15 protein-coding genes are annotated in these 14,531 nt (G+C 68.4%); 12 read left to right on the forward strand and 3 right to left on the reverse strand.

Features of this window, described 5'->3' with window-relative positions:
• The first annotated feature begins 158 nt into the window (after positions 1-158).
• From ACWEKR_RS25635 to ACWEKR_RS25660, 6 genes are all read left to right on the forward strand, one after another.
• Entirely contained in the window at positions 159-1,139 is a 981-nt protein-coding gene (locus ACWEKR_RS25635; protein ID WP_452356630.1) for a hypothetical protein, read from the forward strand.
• Positions 1,136-1,549, forward strand: coding sequence for a roadblock/LC7 domain-containing protein (locus ACWEKR_RS25640; RefSeq protein WP_011207200.1), 414 nt, complete (start codon positions 1,136-1,138; stop codon positions 1,547-1,549). The genes ACWEKR_RS25635 and ACWEKR_RS25640 overlap by 4 nt, the downstream gene beginning before the upstream one ends.
• 7 nt (positions 1,550-1,556) lie before the next feature.
• A complete protein-coding gene (locus ACWEKR_RS25645) occupies positions 1,557-1,931 on the forward strand; it encodes a DUF742 domain-containing protein (protein WP_014981573.1) in 375 nt (124 codons plus the stop codon).
• The gene (locus tag ACWEKR_RS25650) at positions 1,912-2,514 is read left to right on the forward strand and encodes a GTP-binding protein (protein WP_174186021.1); all 603 of its coding nucleotides are present in this window, start codon (positions 1,912-1,914) and stop codon (positions 2,512-2,514) included. The genes ACWEKR_RS25645 and ACWEKR_RS25650 overlap by 20 nt, the downstream gene beginning before the upstream one ends.
• Positions 2,515-2,565: 51 nt before the next feature.
• Positions 2,566-4,158, forward strand: a complete 1,593-nt coding sequence (locus ACWEKR_RS25655; protein ID WP_452356631.1) for a carboxyl transferase domain-containing protein — start codon at positions 2,566-2,568, stop codon at positions 4,156-4,158.
• A gap of 100 nt (positions 4,159-4,258) precedes the next feature.
• The gene (locus tag ACWEKR_RS25660; RefSeq protein ID WP_452356632.1) at positions 4,259-5,116 is read left to right on the forward strand and encodes an aldo/keto reductase; all 858 of its coding nucleotides are present in this window, start codon (positions 4,259-4,261) and stop codon (positions 5,114-5,116) included.
• Between the two features lie 19 nt (positions 5,117-5,135).
• Here ACWEKR_RS25660 and ACWEKR_RS25665 read toward each other — a convergent pair whose 3' ends face one another.
• The gene (locus ACWEKR_RS25665) at positions 5,136-6,239 is read right to left on the reverse strand and encodes an NAD(P)-binding domain-containing protein (protein ID WP_452356633.1); all 1,104 of its coding nucleotides are present in this window, start codon (positions 6,237-6,239) and stop codon (positions 5,136-5,138) included.
• Between the two features lie 89 nt (positions 6,240-6,328).
• Between ACWEKR_RS25665 and ACWEKR_RS25670 the strand changes: the two genes are divergently transcribed.
• The 5 genes from ACWEKR_RS25670 to ACWEKR_RS25690 are packed head-to-tail and all read left to right on the forward strand — an operon-like array spanning position 6,329 to position 11,009.
• Positions 6,329-7,057 (forward strand): enoyl-CoA hydratase, encoded by a 729-nt coding sequence (locus ACWEKR_RS25670; RefSeq protein WP_452356634.1) that lies wholly within the window; start codon positions 6,329-6,331, stop codon positions 7,055-7,057.
• Positions 7,057-8,199 carry an MBL fold metallo-hydrolase gene (locus ACWEKR_RS25675; RefSeq protein ID WP_452356635.1) on the forward strand — a complete coding sequence of 381 codons (1,143 nt, stop codon included), beginning with the start codon at positions 7,057-7,059 and terminating at the stop codon, positions 8,197-8,199. The genes ACWEKR_RS25670 and ACWEKR_RS25675 overlap by 1 nt, the downstream gene beginning before the upstream one ends.
• Before the next feature lie 38 nt (positions 8,200-8,237).
• Positions 8,238-8,444, forward strand: a complete 207-nt coding sequence (locus ACWEKR_RS25680; RefSeq protein ID WP_063024726.1) for an antitoxin — start codon at positions 8,238-8,240, stop codon at positions 8,442-8,444.
• A gap of 47 nt (positions 8,445-8,491) precedes the next feature.
• Positions 8,492-10,789: an ATP-dependent DNA ligase gene (locus ACWEKR_RS25685; protein ID WP_452356636.1), complete on the forward strand. Its 2,298-nt coding sequence runs from the start codon at positions 8,492-8,494 to the stop codon at positions 10,787-10,789.
• A 43-nt stretch (positions 10,790-10,832) separates the two neighbouring features.
• A complete protein-coding gene (locus ACWEKR_RS25690) occupies positions 10,833-11,009 on the forward strand; it encodes an antitoxin (RefSeq protein WP_452356637.1) in 177 nt (58 codons plus the stop codon).
• A 39-nt stretch (positions 11,010-11,048) separates the two neighbouring features.
• On the opposite strand, the gene ACWEKR_RS25695 is transcribed toward ACWEKR_RS25690, so the two are convergent.
• A complete protein-coding gene (locus tag ACWEKR_RS25695) occupies positions 11,049-11,693 on the reverse strand; it encodes a cysteine hydrolase family protein (protein WP_195085634.1) in 645 nt (214 codons plus the stop codon).
• Between the two features lie 245 nt (positions 11,694-11,938).
• Between ACWEKR_RS25695 and ACWEKR_RS25700 the strand changes: the two genes are divergently transcribed.
• Positions 11,939-13,195 (forward strand): lipase family protein, encoded by a 1,257-nt coding sequence (locus tag ACWEKR_RS25700; RefSeq protein WP_452356638.1) that lies wholly within the window; start codon positions 11,939-11,941, stop codon positions 13,193-13,195.
• A 234-nt stretch (positions 13,196-13,429) separates the two neighbouring features.
• Here ACWEKR_RS25700 and ACWEKR_RS25705 read toward each other — a convergent pair whose 3' ends face one another.
• Positions 13,430-14,083 (reverse strand): ammonium transporter, encoded by a 654-nt coding sequence (locus ACWEKR_RS25705; protein WP_195085632.1) that lies wholly within the window; start codon positions 14,081-14,083, stop codon positions 13,430-13,432.
• Positions 14,084-14,531 lie beyond the last annotated feature (448 nt).

Below are 14,531 nucleotides of genomic sequence, written 5' to 3' on the forward strand. Positions count from 1 at the left end.
TGCCGGGTTCCACCGGTTTGCCGTCGCGTGAGTCGGCGTTGGGTGGTTTGCCGTCGCGTGAGTCCGGCGTGAGTGGTTTGCCGTCGCGTGAGCCGGGTTCCACCGGTTTGCCGTCGCGTGAGTCGGCGTTGGGTGGTTTGCCGTCGCGTGAGTCCGGCGTGAGTGGTTTGCCGTCGCGTGAGCCGGGCTCGACCGGTTTGCCGTCGCGTGAGTCGGCGTTGGGTGGTTTGCCGCAGCGTGAGCCGGGCTCCACCGGTCTGCCGCCGCGGCAGCCGGCGCCGAATCTCCCGCAGCGCGACGCCGCACCCGGTGGTCTGCCGCAGCGTGAACCGGGTAGTGGTTTCCCGCAGCGGGATTCCGGCGCCCACCATCTTCCGCAGCATGCGGCCGGGAACGGCTTGCCGCAGCGTGAGCCGGGCTCCGGCGCGCTGCCCGCCGTCAACGGTCTGCCGCAACGGGACTCGGCCGCGGGTGGCCTGCCGCAGCGCGAGCCCGGCGCCGTGAACGGTCTACCGCAGCGTCCGCCCGCACCGTCGGGTCCGCCGCAGCGCGAGAGCGGTCTGACCGGTCTGCCGCAGCGGCAGCCGGGCGCCCAAGCGCCGCAGCGCCAGCCGGTGCCGCCGGGCATCGCGCTGCCGCAGCGTGATCGCGGTGGCCAGCACGCCGCGAGCGGAGAGCAGCCCGCCACGCCGCCGGGCCGCGATCCCGGTAAGCACAGCTTCCGGTCCAATCCGGCCAAGACGGCCTCGTTTTTCCAGACCAGGCTGCAGCCGGCGGAGGAGCCGGGGGCGTCGATGGGCGGAACGCCGATCTTCGCCGAGATGATGTCGGCGTGGCTGTCGGATCCCAACGCGGATAGGTCTCAGGTGGCCGCCTCCTTCGAGTCGCCGGGTGACGAAGGTTGGCAAGCGGCTCGCCGCGCCAGCGAGGCCCAGCCCGAGACGAAAACGGCGGCGGGCTTGCCGCAACGCAATCCGGGCGGAAGGCTTGTCCCCGGCGGCGTCAGCGGTGCGGCGGATCGGGCGCCGCGCCGTGACCCAGAAACGATCAGGTCCAGCTTGAGTCGTCACCAGCAGGGCGTCCGGGATGGCCGCGCAATGAGAGCAATGAACCTAACCGGAGATAAAGGAGACCGATGAACCCCGATCTAGGTGGTACGAATCGTCAGCTGGATTGGCTGGTTTCGAACTTTGCCAACGAGGTTCCTGGCGTAGCCCATGCCGTCCTGGTCTCGGCTGACGGCCTACTCATGGCCGCGAGTGCCCAGCTGCCCGTCGACCGCGCCGAACAGCTCTCGGCCGTCACGGCCGGTCTGGCGAGCCTGTCAGTCGGCGTCTCGAACCTGTTCGAGGGTGGCACCGTGCTGCAGTCCGTCGTCGAGATGGAGCACGGTTACCTGCTACTCATGGCTGTCGGCGACGGTTCCTATCTCGCGGTGCTGACCAACACTTCGTGTGACATCGGTCAGGTCGGCTACGAGATGGCTCTGTTGGTCGAGCGGGTTGGCCAGACTGTTCAGGCCACACCACGCGTCACGATGGGTTCCTGATGGTGGGATGGACATAGAAGATCACCGCGTGGGGAGCGCCGAGCCGAGCCTCGTTCGCCCATACTCGCTGACCGCAGGCCGAACCAGGCCCGCGGTCGAGTTGGCGTTGGAGGCTCTCGTCGCATCGCATCCGGTCGCCCTGGAGCGGCAGTTCGAACTGACCAACATCGAGACGTCAATCGTGGAGTTGTGCAGAGAATCGCCGTCCGTTGCCGAGGTAGCAGCCCGATTGGGTATCCCTATCGGGGTGGCCCGTGTGCTCGTGGCCGATTTGATCGAGGCCGGGCACGTGCGCGTATCGGCGACTTTGAAAGACGATTCCAGCGACGATGAGCGTCGCGAGCTGATCGAAAGGGTTCTCAGTGGACTCCGGCGTATTTGATTCGACGGCGCAGGTCGACACTCGTACCAGCAAGCCAACATCGGCGAAGATCGTGGTCGCCGGTGGCTTCGGCGTCGGGAAGACCACGTTGGTCGGTGCTGTCTCGGAGATCGTTCCGCTGCGCACCGAGGCATTGGTCACCAATGCCAGCGCCGGGATCGACAACCTGACCGGCATCCCGATGAAGTCGACCACCACCGTGGCGATGGACTTCGGCCGGATCAGTCTCGCCGACGATCTGGTGTTGTATCTGTTCGGCACGCCTGGCCAGTATCGATTCTGGTTCATGTGGGACGACCTGATCCGTGGCGCCATCGGTGCCGTCGTCCTGGTCGACACCCGCAGGCTGGAGGACAGCTTCGCGGCCGTCGACTACTTCGAAGCGCGCGGCCTACCGTTCTTGGTGGCGCTCAACGAGTTCGACGACGCACCGCGGTACCCGATCGAGGACATCCGGCAGGCGCTCGCCGTGCCCGCCGATGTGCCGATCCTGTCCATCGATGCTCGTCGTCGTGAGCCGGCCAAGCAGGCGCTGGTCGCGCTCACCGAGTACGCGCTGCGCAAGGTGATGCAGGGCTACTGAGTGCTCCCGTGGTTCGCCGGGGCGCCGGGTAGAGCGGGATAGGCTCGACCGGTGCGCACTTCGGCGCGAGAGTTGCTGGAGCAATTACTCGACACGGACTCGTTCGTCAGCTGGGACCGGCCACCGGTGACGGTGGCCGCCTCCCCGCAGTACCGCGATGCGTTGCGGAAGGCGGCGGTCGCGGCAGGCACCGACGAATCGGTGCTGACCGGCGAAGGGTTGCTGCGTGGTCGGCGCGTGGCCGTGATCGCCTGCGAGTTCGGTTTCTTGGCCGGCTCGGTCGGCGTGGCGGCGGCGGAGCGGATCGTCTCGGCGGTGGAGCGCGCCACCGAACTCGGGCTGCCGTTGGTCGCCTCGCCGACCTCCGGCGGGACCAGAATGCAGGAGGGCACCGTCGCCTTCGTGCAGATGGTGAAGATCGCGGGCGCGGTGGCGGCGCACAAGTCGGCGGGGCATCCCTACGTGGTCTACCTGCGCAACCCCACGATGGGTGGCGTCTTCGCGTCGTGGGGATCATTGGGCCACATCACTTTCGCCGAACCCGGGGCGCTCATCGGCTTTCTCGGTCCACGGGTCTACCAGGCCTTGTACGGCAGGCCCTTCCCAGAAGGCGTGCAGACCGCGGAAAACCTGTATCGGCGTGGCGTTATCGACGGTGTTCTCCCGATCCCGGTCTTCCGCCGCATCGCCCATCGCGCGTTGAGTGTGTTCAGCGGTGTCGAACTTCCCGACACCGTTGCGACACAGCGGAATTCCGATCACATCGCCACGCCGCCTGAGTCGTCGGTAGTGGATCGCGTCCCGGATGCGAATGTCGCTGGAGCAGAACGAAATCAGCTCGACGACCTGCGGATCGCCGCCGAGGCCGATCGGGTGTGGCGGTCGGTTCTGATCTCCCGCCGCCCGCAGCGTCCGGGCATCCGAGATCTGTTACGTCATGTGACGCAACGGGTTCCGCTCAGCGGCACCGGTCAGGGAGAATCCGATCGCACTGCCGTGCTCGCCCTCGGCCGTTTCCGCGGGCAGCCGTGCGTGGTGTTCGGGCACGACCGGCGTGGCCAACAGGGCGAGAACACCATGGGCCCGGCCGCGCTACGGGAGGCGCGGCGCAGTATGGCGCTTGCTCAGGAGTTGCGGCTGCCGCTGGTGTTGGTCATCGACACGGTGGGCGCGGCGCTGTCGAAGGAAGCCGAAGAGCGCGGACTGGCGCCTGAGATCGCCCGTTGCATCGCGGACCTGGTGACACTGGATACCCCGACCGTCTCGGTGCTGCTCGGCCAGGGCACCGGTGGTGGCGCGCTGGCGCTGCTGCCCGCTGACCGGGTGCTCGCCGCGACGCACGCCTGGCTGGCCCCGCTGCCGCCGGAGGGCGCGAGCGCCATCGTCTTCCGCGACACCGATCATGCGGCCGCCCTAGCTGCGGCACAACGGATCAGCGCCGCCGACTTACTGCGCGACGGTATCGTCGACCGGATCGTGCCGGAGTTGCCCGACGCGGCGGACGAGCCGGTCGACTTCGCCCGCCGCATGGTCGCCGCGATCGCGCACGAACTGGCGGCATTGCGCGCCCGGCCGGACGCGGAGTTGCTCGCGGCGCGACAGGCGCGGTACCGGCGGCTCGGCTTGCCCGGCCCGACCAGCTGACTGGCGGCACAGCCCTTACCCAGCCTTTCCCAGCAAATTGCAAGCCAACACACCCGAGGGCGTGATTGACGGTTCGCCGCCGCACTTCTACCGTCGGAATGTGACCTTCAAAAGCGAGACCAGCACCGTTCCCTCGATCGTGCTGAACGACGGGAACGTGATCCCGCAGCTCGGCTTCGGCGTGTTCCAGGTACCCGCCGAGGACGTCTTCCCGGTCGTCACCACCGCGCTCGAGGTTGGCTACCGCAGCATCGATACCGCTGCGATCTACGGAAACGAAGAGGGCACCGGCCATGCGATCCGGGAATTCGGCCTGCCCCGTGATGAGATCTACGTCACCACCAAGCTGTGGAATTCCGACCAGGGTTACGACTCCACGCTGCGCGCGTTCGATGCCAGTCTGCGGCGGCTCGGCTTGGACTACCTCGACCTCTACCTCATCCACTGGCCGGTGGCCGCGGCCGACCGCTTCGTGGACACCTTCCGCGCCTTCCAAGCGCTGAAGTCGCAGGGCCGGGTGCGCTCGATCGGGGTCTCGAACTTCACGGTCGCGCATCTCCAGCGGCTCATCGCCGAGACCGGTGAGATCCCGGCGGTGAACCAGATCGAGCTGCACCCGCGGCTGGCGCAACCCGAGTTGCGCGAATTCCACGCCGCCAACGCGATCGCCACCGAGGCGTGGAGCCCGCTCGGACAGGGCACGGTACTCGACGAAAACGTCGTCACCGCGGTGGCCGCCGAGGTCGGCCGCACTCCGGCGCAGGTGATCATTCGCTGGCACCTGCAACTGGGCAACGTCGTCATCCCGAAGTCGGTGACGCCGTCGCGGATCGCGGAGAACTTCGACGTGTTCGGTTTCGAGCTGACCGCGGCGCAGATGGACGCGATCACCGCGCTGGACACCGGTTCGCGCACCGGAGGAGATCCGGACACGTTCACCATGGGCCTGATCGACTGACGATTCCGGTCGGCGTGGGTCAGCGCAGTCCGAGATGTCCGGTGAGTTCGAGCGCCGCCGCACGTCCCGCGCGATTGGCGCCGACCGTGCTGGCCGACGGCCCGTAGCCGATCAGATGGATGCGCGGATCGGCGGCCACCTGGGTGGCCAGTCGTCCCGACATGGTGACCCCGCCGCCGGGTCCACGCAATCGCAGTGGCGCCAGGTGGTCCAGCGCGCTGCGGAACCCCGTTGCCCAGAGGATCACGTCCGCCCGTTGGAAGCTCCCGTCGGCCCAGCGCACGCCGTCGGGCTCGATGTGCTCGAACATGGGCAGGCGGGTGAGCACGCCGCGAGCCCGCGCCGCGCGTAACCGGTCGTCGAGCGGCAGGCCGGTGACCGAGACCACCGATCCCGGCGGCAACCCGCGCCGCACCCGGTCCTCGACCATCGCCACCGCGGCTCGCCCGTCCTCCTCGGTGAAGGCGCCTTCGCGGAAGCGCGGCGGTGTCCGCGTGACCCAGGTCGTGGTGGTGACGTGGGAAATCTCGTCGAGCAGCTGGACCGCCGAGATGCCGCCGCCGACCACCACGACGTGCTCGCCCGCGAATTCCTCGGCATTGCGATAGTCGCGGGTGTGCAGCTGGCGGCCCGCGAAGGTCTGCGCTCCGGGATAGTGCGGAACGAACGGATGCTCCCAGGTGCCGGTGCAGTTGATCAGGCCGCGTACCCGGAACGCGCCCGCCACGTCGGTCTCCGCGTCGAGCACCGTGCCGCGTGCGGCCGCAGCGCCGTCCTCCGTGCGGTCACAGACCACGGTGACCGAGACCTGCCGGTGCACCCGCAGGTCGAACCGCTTCTCGTACAGCTCGTAGTAGTGCGGCACCGCCGAGGCCGCGGGCACGGAGGACGACCCCGGCGGCAAGGTCTCGGCGAACGACATACCGGGCAGATCGTGCACGCGGTTGACCGTGTCGAGGGTGAGGGAGGGCCAGCGGAACTGCCACGCGCCGCCGGGACCGGGAGACCGGTCGACCAGCAGGAAGTGCCGCTCGGGGCGCAACCCGAGGCGTTGGAGGTGATAACCGGCCGACAGTCCCGCCTGACCAGCGCCGATCACCAGGATGTCGAAGTCGGTCGGCACAGCCGGTGATCGTATCGCCCGGCGCGGAGCAGGCGGTCCGCTGTGGCAGAGTGAAAAGATCAGACGGACCGTTCAGTCGGGGAGGTCGCATGCTCGGGGTCAGCCGGGACGGTGACGTGGTCACCATCGAACTTCAGCGGGAGGAGCGCCGCAACGCGCTCAACCACGAACTCGTGACACTGCTGCGCGAGGCCGTGCTCGCCGCTGTCGCCGACCAGGCGCGCGTCATCGTCTTGACCGGGCACGGCCCGGTGTTCAGTGCGGGCGCCGATCTGTCCGGGGTGTACTCCGACGATTTCCTGTCCGGGTTGCTGGAAACGCTGCACACGATCGAATCGGCGCCGATCCCGGTGATTTCGGCGATCAACGGCGCTGCGATCGGCGCGGGCGTGCAGTTGGCGCTCGCTTCGGACCTGCGGGTGATCGCCCCGGAGGCGTACATCGCGGTGCCGGCGGCGAAACTGGGCATCAGCGTGGATCGCTGGACCGTGCGCAGGCTGGCCGCCCTGATCGGCGGCGGTCCGGCGCGCACGGTGTTGCTGGGCGCCGAGCAGATCCCGGCCGAGGACGCCTATAGCTTCGGGTTCGCCAACCGGATCGGCACGGTGGCCGACGCGCAGGCCTGGGCCAAGCAGATCGCGGCATTGGCCCCGTTGTCCCTGCGCCACATGAAGCTGGTGCTCAATGATGACGGAACGCGCGATCCGGAGACCGCGCAGCAGCGCGCGGCCCTGGAGGCCGCGTGGACGAGCGAGGATGCCAAGGAGGGTCGTTTGGCCAGACAGGAAAAGCGCCCGGCGAAGTTTGTGGGGCGATGATGGGCATCAGACGCGTCGCGGGCGCCGCGGCGGGCGCGCTCGGCATCACCTGGCTGGTCCGGGCGGTGTGGGACATCCCGTCGGCGATGGGCGCCTCGATCTCGGCCATCCAGCCGTACGCGGTGGGCGCGGCCACCTATCGCGACCGCCAGTTCCACAACACCGAACCCAGTAGCCAGATGGTGGCGGGTTCGGCTCCCTCGCTGCTGGTCTCGGCACTGACCCGGCGCAACGCGGGCAGACCGCGGGGTCCGGTCCCACTGCGGACCCCGCAGCAGCCGGCCGAGGCGGCCGCTCTGGCCGTCACCTGGTACGGCCACGCCACGACGCTGGTCGAGGTCGACGGGTACCGGATTCTCACCGATCCGGTATGGAGCGAGCGGGTTTCGCCGTCGCCGCTGGTCGGGCCCGCGCGCATGCATCCGGTGCCGCAGCCGCTGGCCGATCTGCCTCCGATCGACGCGGTGATCATCTCGCACGACCATTACGACCACCTGGACAAGGAGACCGTCCGGGAATTGGTGGCACGCCAGGACACGCCGTTCCTCGTTCCGATCGGCATCGGCGCTCACTTGCGGCACTGGGGTGTCCCGGACGAACGTATCGTCGAATTGGATTGGGGCGGTTCGGTGTCGCTCACCGACCTCGGCCGGGGCCGTGACGGCGCCGATCTGGTGCTCACCTGCACCGAGGCTCGGCACTTCTCCGGACGCGGCCTGCTGCGCAACACCACGCTGTGGGCCTCGTGGTCGATCGTCGGCCCGACCCGGCGGGTGTACTTCGGCGGCGACACCGGCTTCACGAAGGCGTTCGCCGAGGCCGGCGCGGCGCTCGGCCCGTTCGATCTGACGCTGCTGCCGATCGGCGCCTACGACGAGCGATGGCCGGATGTGCATATGAACCCCGAGGAGGCGGTCCGGGCACACGCCGACCTGTGTGGCGGGAATCCCGGTCACGGACTGCTGGTGCCCATTCACTGGGCCACCTTCAATCTCGCCTTCCACGGCTGGTCGGAGCCGGTCGCGCGGATGGTGACCGCGGCGCGGGCGGCGGGCACGGGTGTCGCGGTGCCGATGCCCGGCGAACGCGTGCACCCGTCGAGCACCCCACCTGCGGATTCTTGGTGGGAGAATATCGGGTGAAGCACTCCGGATAGTTGGCGACAGGAAGGATCACGGCGATGAGTTTCGCGGACACGGTCAAGGGCCTGGTCGACAAGGGGAAGGACGCGGCGGCCAAGAACGCCGACAAGATCAACCACGCGGTCGACAAGGCCGGTGACTTCATCGATCAGAAGACGCACGGCAAGTACACGGACAAGATCGCCAAGGGCAAGGAGGCCGCCAAGAAGGTGGTTCCGCCCGATCAGTCCGGGCCGCACGCCTGAGTCCGCGGCGGAGACCTCAGCCGGGTCTCCGCCGCTACACTTCGGATATGGCGGCCCGCCGCGAGTTCGGTGGTATCGAGGTTGACCTGAGCAACCTCGACAAGGTGCTGTACCCGGCCACCGGAACCACGAAAGGCGAAGTGATCGCCTATTATTCGGCGATCGCGCCCGCCATGCTGCCGCACATCGCCGGGCGGGCGGTGACCCGCAAGCGCTGGCCGAACGGCGTCGACGAACCGTCCTTCTTCGAGAAGAATCTCCCGTCGCATGCCCCGTCGTGGATCGATCGGCGGGCCTTGCGGCATTCCGATCGCAAGGTCGTCTACCCGCTGATCGATTCCGAGGCGGGACTGGCTTGGCTGGCGCAGCAGGCCGCGTTGGAAGTCCATGTGCCGCAGTGGCGATTCGACGGCGACGACATGGGTCCCGCGACCAGGCTGGTCTTCGATCTGGATCCCGGGGAGGGGGTCGGGCTCGCCGAATGCGCCGAGGTGGCGCTCGCGGTGCGCGAGATGGTCGAGGGCATCGGCCTGCGCGCCTTCCCGGTGACCAGTGGCAGCAAGGGCATCCACCTGTATGTGCCGTTGGATCGCGAGCTGAACTCCGACGGCGCGTCCACGGTGGCGAAACAGGTGGCCACGAATCTGCAACGGCTGCGTCCGGACCTGGTCACGGCGACGATGGCGAAGGCGGCGCGCGGCGGCAAGGTCTTCCTGGACTGGAGCCAGAACAACGCCGCGAAGACCACCATCGCGCCCTACTCGATGCGGGGGCGGCCGGAGCCGAATGCCGCTGCGCCACGCACTTGGAAGGAGATCGAGAATCGCACGAGGCTGCGGCAGTTGCGGTTCGACGAGGTGCTCGCCAGGTACCGTTCCGACGGCGATCTGCTCGCCGAACTGGATACCGCTCCCGCGCAGGATGATTCATCCGGGGCGGCTTCCGACGCGTTGACGAAGTACCGCTCGATGCGCGACCCGTCCCGCACACCCGAGCCGGTTCCGGCGCAGGCGCCCGCGCCGGGGGAGAACAATCGCTACGTCGTGCAAGAGCATCACGCGCGGCGCCTGCACTGGGATGTGCGGCTGGAGCGCGATGGGGTGCTGGTGTCCTGGGCGGTGCCGAAGGGGCCACCGACCTCGCCCGAGCAGAACCGCCTCGCCGTGCACACCGAAGACCATCCGATGGAGTACCTCCACTTCCACGGCGCCATCCCGAAGGGCGAGTACGGCGGAGGCGAGATGACGATCTGGGACTCCGGCACCTACGAGACCGAGAAGTGGCGCGACGACGAAGTCATCGTTCGCTTCCACGGCAGGCGGCTCACCGGCCGGTACGCGCTGATCCAGACCAACGGCAACCAATGGCTGATGCATTTGATGCGTGCGCAGAACGGAGCCGAACAGCAGGAGGAGGAGCCGGACGAACCGCAGGGCCGGATCATCCGTCCCTCCCGCGGGCACGCGCCGCTGCCGCGCGGTCTGTCACCGATGCTCGCGACGCACGGTGACGTCGCCGAACTCGGCGCCGCCGAGTGGTGCTTCGAGACCAAGTGGGACGGCTTCCGGCTGATCGCCGAGATCGAGTCCGGCGCGATCACGCTGCGCAGCCGGGCGGGCCACGTCGTGACCGACCGCTATCCCGGCATCGCGGCGTTGCGGCGGGAGTTGTCCGGACATCAGGTGGTGCTGGACGGTGAGGCCGTCGTTTTCGACGATCACGGCGTCGCGAACCTCGGTCTGTTGCAGGCCGATGCGGCGCGGGCGGTGTTCGTCGCCTTCGACGTGCTGTACCTGGACGGCACCTCGCTGCTGCGCAAACGCTACGCCGACCGCCGCAGGGTGCTGGAGGCGCTCGCCGCCAACGCGCCGTCGCTGGTCGTACCCCCGCGCCTGGACGGCTCGGGCGCCGACGCCTTGCGCTACAGCCAGCAGCACGGGCTCGAAGGTGTGGTCGCCAAGCGCAAGGACTCGGTGTATCTACCGGGCAAGCGTGGGCATGCCTGGGTGAAGCAACGCAACTGGCGCACGCAGCGGGTGCTGATCGGCGGATGGCGGCGCAGCTCGGCGCGGGAATTCAAGTCCTTGCTGGTCGGCATTCCGCACGACGGGCGGCTGGTCTACGTCGGACGGGTCGGCACCGGGTTCGACGACTCGGACCTGCGGGCGCTGGCCGCGCGGCTGCGCCCGCTGGAACGCAAGACATCGCCGTTCGACAACGACCTGACCGCCGAGGAACGCAAGGAAGCGGTGTGGGTGACGCCGAAACTCGGTGGCACCGTGCGCTTCATGAACTGGACCGAGACGGGCCGGTTGTGGCACCCGGCGTGGCTCGGTGCTGAGTAGGGTTGTCTCGCGGTGGTTCTCAGCGCGAGACGAGGAGTGCACGGTGGACTTCAAGAACCTGGCCGGCAAGGCGATGGACTTGGCCCGGAAGAACGCGGACAAGCTGGACACGGTGATCGACAAGGCGGGCGATCTCGTCGACGAGAAGACGGGCAAGAAGTTCGCAAGCCAGGTCGACGCCGCCCAGAGCGCGGCCAAGAAAGCCCTGCGGGAGCAGTGAGCGTCGAACGGGACCCGGCCGTGGCCGGGTCCCGTCGGGTCAGTTGGCGCCGGCGAGCAGCGGTGTGATGGTCGCGATGTCGGTCACCAGCGCGTGGCCCTGGAACTCGAAGTCGGCGTAAGCCCGGGCCATGGCCTCCTTGTCCCGGCCGCCCACCGCGTCGCTGATCACCACCGGCACGAAGCCGAGATCGGTGGAATGCGTGACCGTGGGGGCGATGCCGATCTCCAGCGCGACGCCCGCGATCGCGTAGGCGCCGATGCGCAGGTCGCGCAGCATCGAGGCCAGCGGAGTCCCTTCGAAGGCCGACATCGACGTCTTGTCGAACACCACCTCGTCCGCGCGCGGGCGCAGCTCGGGAACCAGTTCGAAGGCCGGGGTGTCGCGCTGCAGGATGAAGCGCACCTCGTCCACCGAATCCACTTGCTGCCAGCTCATGGCCATGCGCAGCGCGAAGGTTCCGCTCAGGCGTTCGGGCAGGAAGAAATGGCGCAGGAAGACTACCGGGTAGCCGCCCGAGCGCGCCGCGTCGACCACGCCGACCACCCGCTCGATGATCTCCGGCCCGTCCGGCAACTGGCTGAGCACGCCGACCTGCATGTCGTAGACGATCACCGCCATTCGGTCCGGGGCGCACACGTCGGCGAGTCCCTCGGGGATATCCAATCCGTTGCCATGCCGCATGCTCGGCTACTCCTGTTCGTTGCGCTCGCGCTGCGAGGGGGGTGACCCCGGACAGCTATTCGATTGCGCTGGGGGCGTTTTGGCCAACACTGTAGCCAGCCGGGCGGACACCAGCGGCGGTGGGTGTGACCTGCGATCGACCGTTGCCGGGTGGGTCGGCCCGGCAGTACCGTGGAGTTCAGGAGGTCAGGTGAGCCCCGCCGCACCGGGAGACCCACCGCCTCGCCGGGACTGGGGAGGCCCTGATGAAGGATGTTCACGCAGCGCCTGTCGTCGCGCAGGCGAGCAACCGCCCCGTGTGCACGGTGATCCTGGGGATCATGCTGTCCGCGTTGATCGTCCTGGCCGCTGTCCCAGCGGCACACGCCGAGCTACCGCCGCCGGACCACGACCCGTTCTACGCGGCTCCCGCCGACCTCGCGCGCTATGGCAACGGCGCCGTGCTGGATTCCCGCCCCATCGCGTTGTTCGGACTGCCGCTGCCGATTTCGGCGTGGCAGGTGAAGTATCGCACCACCGACGCGAGCGACGATCCCGTAGCCGACGTGGCGACCGTGCTGGTGCCGATGCTGCCGTGGTTCGGCCCGGGCGCCCGGCCCCTGCTGTCGTATCAGGTGCCCGAGGACAGTCTGGGCACGCGGTGCGCACCGTCGTTCGCGCTGCGCGGCGGCTGGGACACCGGCGCGGTGAACACGGTGATCGATACGCCGTTCATGGCCGAGGCGCTACGCCGTGGGTGGGCGGTGGTGGCCAGTGACTACGAAGGGCCGCGATCCCGGTTCCTGGACGGTGTGAACTCCGGACGCGGTGTGCTGGACGGCATCCGTGCAGCGCGTGATCTTCCGCAGGCCGGACTCGGACCCGCCACGCCGATCGGCGCCTGGGGCTACTCCGGCGGTGCGTTCGCCACGTTGTGGGCCGCGCAGTTGCAGCCGGAGTACGCCCCGGACGTCCGGTTCGCGGGAATCACCTCGGGTGGCGTTCCCGCGGACTGGCCCGCCATCGCTCGCGAGGCGGACGGCACCGTGCAGGCCGGGCTGGCGTTGCTGATCGTGTTCGCGCTCGCCCGAAACGATCCCGGTAACGGCGTGCTGGAGTTGCTCAACGATCGGGGGCGTGCGGCGCTGGCCGAGAATGCCACCATGTGCGGATCCGACCTGGTGCCGAAATACGTCGGCGCGTGGGCCGACGACTTCGCCGTCGTCCCGGGCCTGCTGAGACATCCGATTTTCCGCGCCGCGACCGACGCCCAGGAACTCGGCGGCAGCGCGCCGGAGACGCCGATGTACCTGTACCACAGCCTGACCGACGACGTGATCCCCGTCGCGGGCTTCACCGACCTGATCGGCCGGTACTGCGCGCAGGGAGCGTCGATCACCTCGGTGCACTCGATGCTGCCCACCCACAACCCGGCGGCGATCGGTGAGGCGCCGGGCGCGATGAACTTCCTCGCCGATCGGTTCGCGGGTCTACCGGTGATCCCCGGGTGTCGTGAGCGGTAAGTGGACGACCGCCTGGCGTCGGTGACGGTCCGGAACACCGGAGTCCTCGACGGGCGTGAGTGTGTGAGCGCGGCGTTCGTCTCGAAAGTCATCGTCGGTGCGGCACCGGATCCGTCGACGGGCGCGGGTGCGCGATGCGTGGTGCTCACCTCCGGCGGGCCGTGGGCCGTCCGGACAGACGAAAGCGCACCGAATCGCGGACGATTCGGTGCGCGTCGTGCCCGGCGGCGCCGGTCAGTTCTGCGAACGCCCGGTGGTGTCCATCCACTTGGTGGTGCCGGGCGGGGCGGCCAGCGTGCTGATCAGATCGATACCCGCGATGATCAGGGCCGGTCCGCCGACGACGATGGTGCCGATGATGCCGCCGATACCGGCGCCCGCGAGCACGGTGGCGATACCGATGGGTCCTCCGATGATGCCCGTCAGGCCGACCAGCGCTCCGATGACCGTACCGATGAAGCCGCCGACCGCGGTGGCGATGCCGAACTGCGACAGGAAGGCGTCCATCGCGCGCTGGTTCTCGAACGGCGAGGCGACCGGCGTCGCCGCCGGGCGGGCCTGCGCCGCGTCCTTGACGACGGTCAGCTCCAGCACTCGGCCCGCGTCGCGCACGAGGTGGGCCATCGGGTATTCGAGCCCGTCCTGCCGGAAGGCGAGGGGCAGGGTGACCGCGACGTGGCCCGCCGCATCCTTGATGTCGACCGCGTCACCGCGCAGATCGAACGTGCCCGCGGTGAGCGTCGTGACGACCTTGTTTCCGATCAATTCGGCTCGATAGCCGATATCCGGGACCGCTGTCGCGTCCGGTTCCGCGTGCGCGACGCCGGACCCTACCGTGAGCGCGGCGACCAGTGGCACGACAGCGGCAGTGACTTTCCGCAGAATCATTCTCGGTTTCCAATCTTCATCAGGCTTCGAGCAATAGAGAACGCGGCGCACACCGAATTTCCTTCCCCCACCGGCGTGCTCATCCGGGATGTGATGCAAAGAACAGCTACTTCCGAGTGATAACTGTACTGTGGCGGAAGAGGTTTGGGAAACGAATTCGGAGGGTAATCTTCCGCCTTTTGTTACCAACTTTTCATAGCCAACGGCTATTTTCGGTGTGGTCTCGCGGGCGTTTCCGTTGGACCGGTCGGCCTTTGCGTGGAGCGGGGCGGTGCAACCCCCGAATCGAAACATCGATTGCGAAGTGCCCGGATATGGGTCTGCGGCCAGTGTAAGCCGCAGTCCAGCAATGGCTTTGGCGAGTTTTGCGACGGGATCCGGTGGGCGGGTGCGTTCGCCCGGCCTGCGTCAACCACGGGCCGGGTCGCTCGAAGAAGGTGGTGCGCCG

This window comes from Nocardia sp. NPDC004573 (genome assembly GCF_053602135.1).

Bases quoted from the DNA above. Each gene is read 5' to 3' on its own strand.
- ACWEKR_RS25640 (WP_011207200.1), top strand. From the start codon at position 1,136: ATGAACCCCGATCTAGGTGGTACGAATCGTCAGCTGGATTGGCTGGTT.
- ACWEKR_RS25645 (WP_014981573.1), top strand. From the start codon at position 1,557: ATGGACATAGAAGATCACCGCGTGGGGAGCGCCGAGCCGAGCCTCGTT.
- ACWEKR_RS25670 (WP_452356634.1), top strand. From the start codon at position 6,329: ATGCTCGGGGTCAGCCGGGACGGTGACGTGGTCACCATCGAACTTCAG.
- ACWEKR_RS25675 (WP_452356635.1), top strand. From the start codon at position 7,057: ATGGGCATCAGACGCGTCGCGGGCGCCGCGGCGGGCGCGCTCGGCATC.
- ACWEKR_RS25680 (WP_063024726.1), top strand. From the start codon at position 8,238: ATGAGTTTCGCGGACACGGTCAAGGGCCTGGTCGACAAGGGGAAGGAC.
- ACWEKR_RS25685 (WP_452356636.1), top strand. From the start codon at position 8,492: ATGGCGGCCCGCCGCGAGTTCGGTGGTATCGAGGTTGACCTGAGCAAC.
- ACWEKR_RS25695 (WP_195085634.1), bottom strand. From the start codon at position 11,693: ATGCGGCATGGCAACGGATTGGATATCCCCGAGGGACTCGCCGACGTG.
- ACWEKR_RS25700 (WP_452356638.1), top strand. From the start codon at position 11,939: ATGAAGGATGTTCACGCAGCGCCTGTCGTCGCGCAGGCGAGCAACCGC.
- ACWEKR_RS25705 (WP_195085632.1), bottom strand. From the start codon at position 14,083: ATGATTCTGCGGAAAGTCACTGCCGCTGTCGTGCCACTGGTCGCCGCG.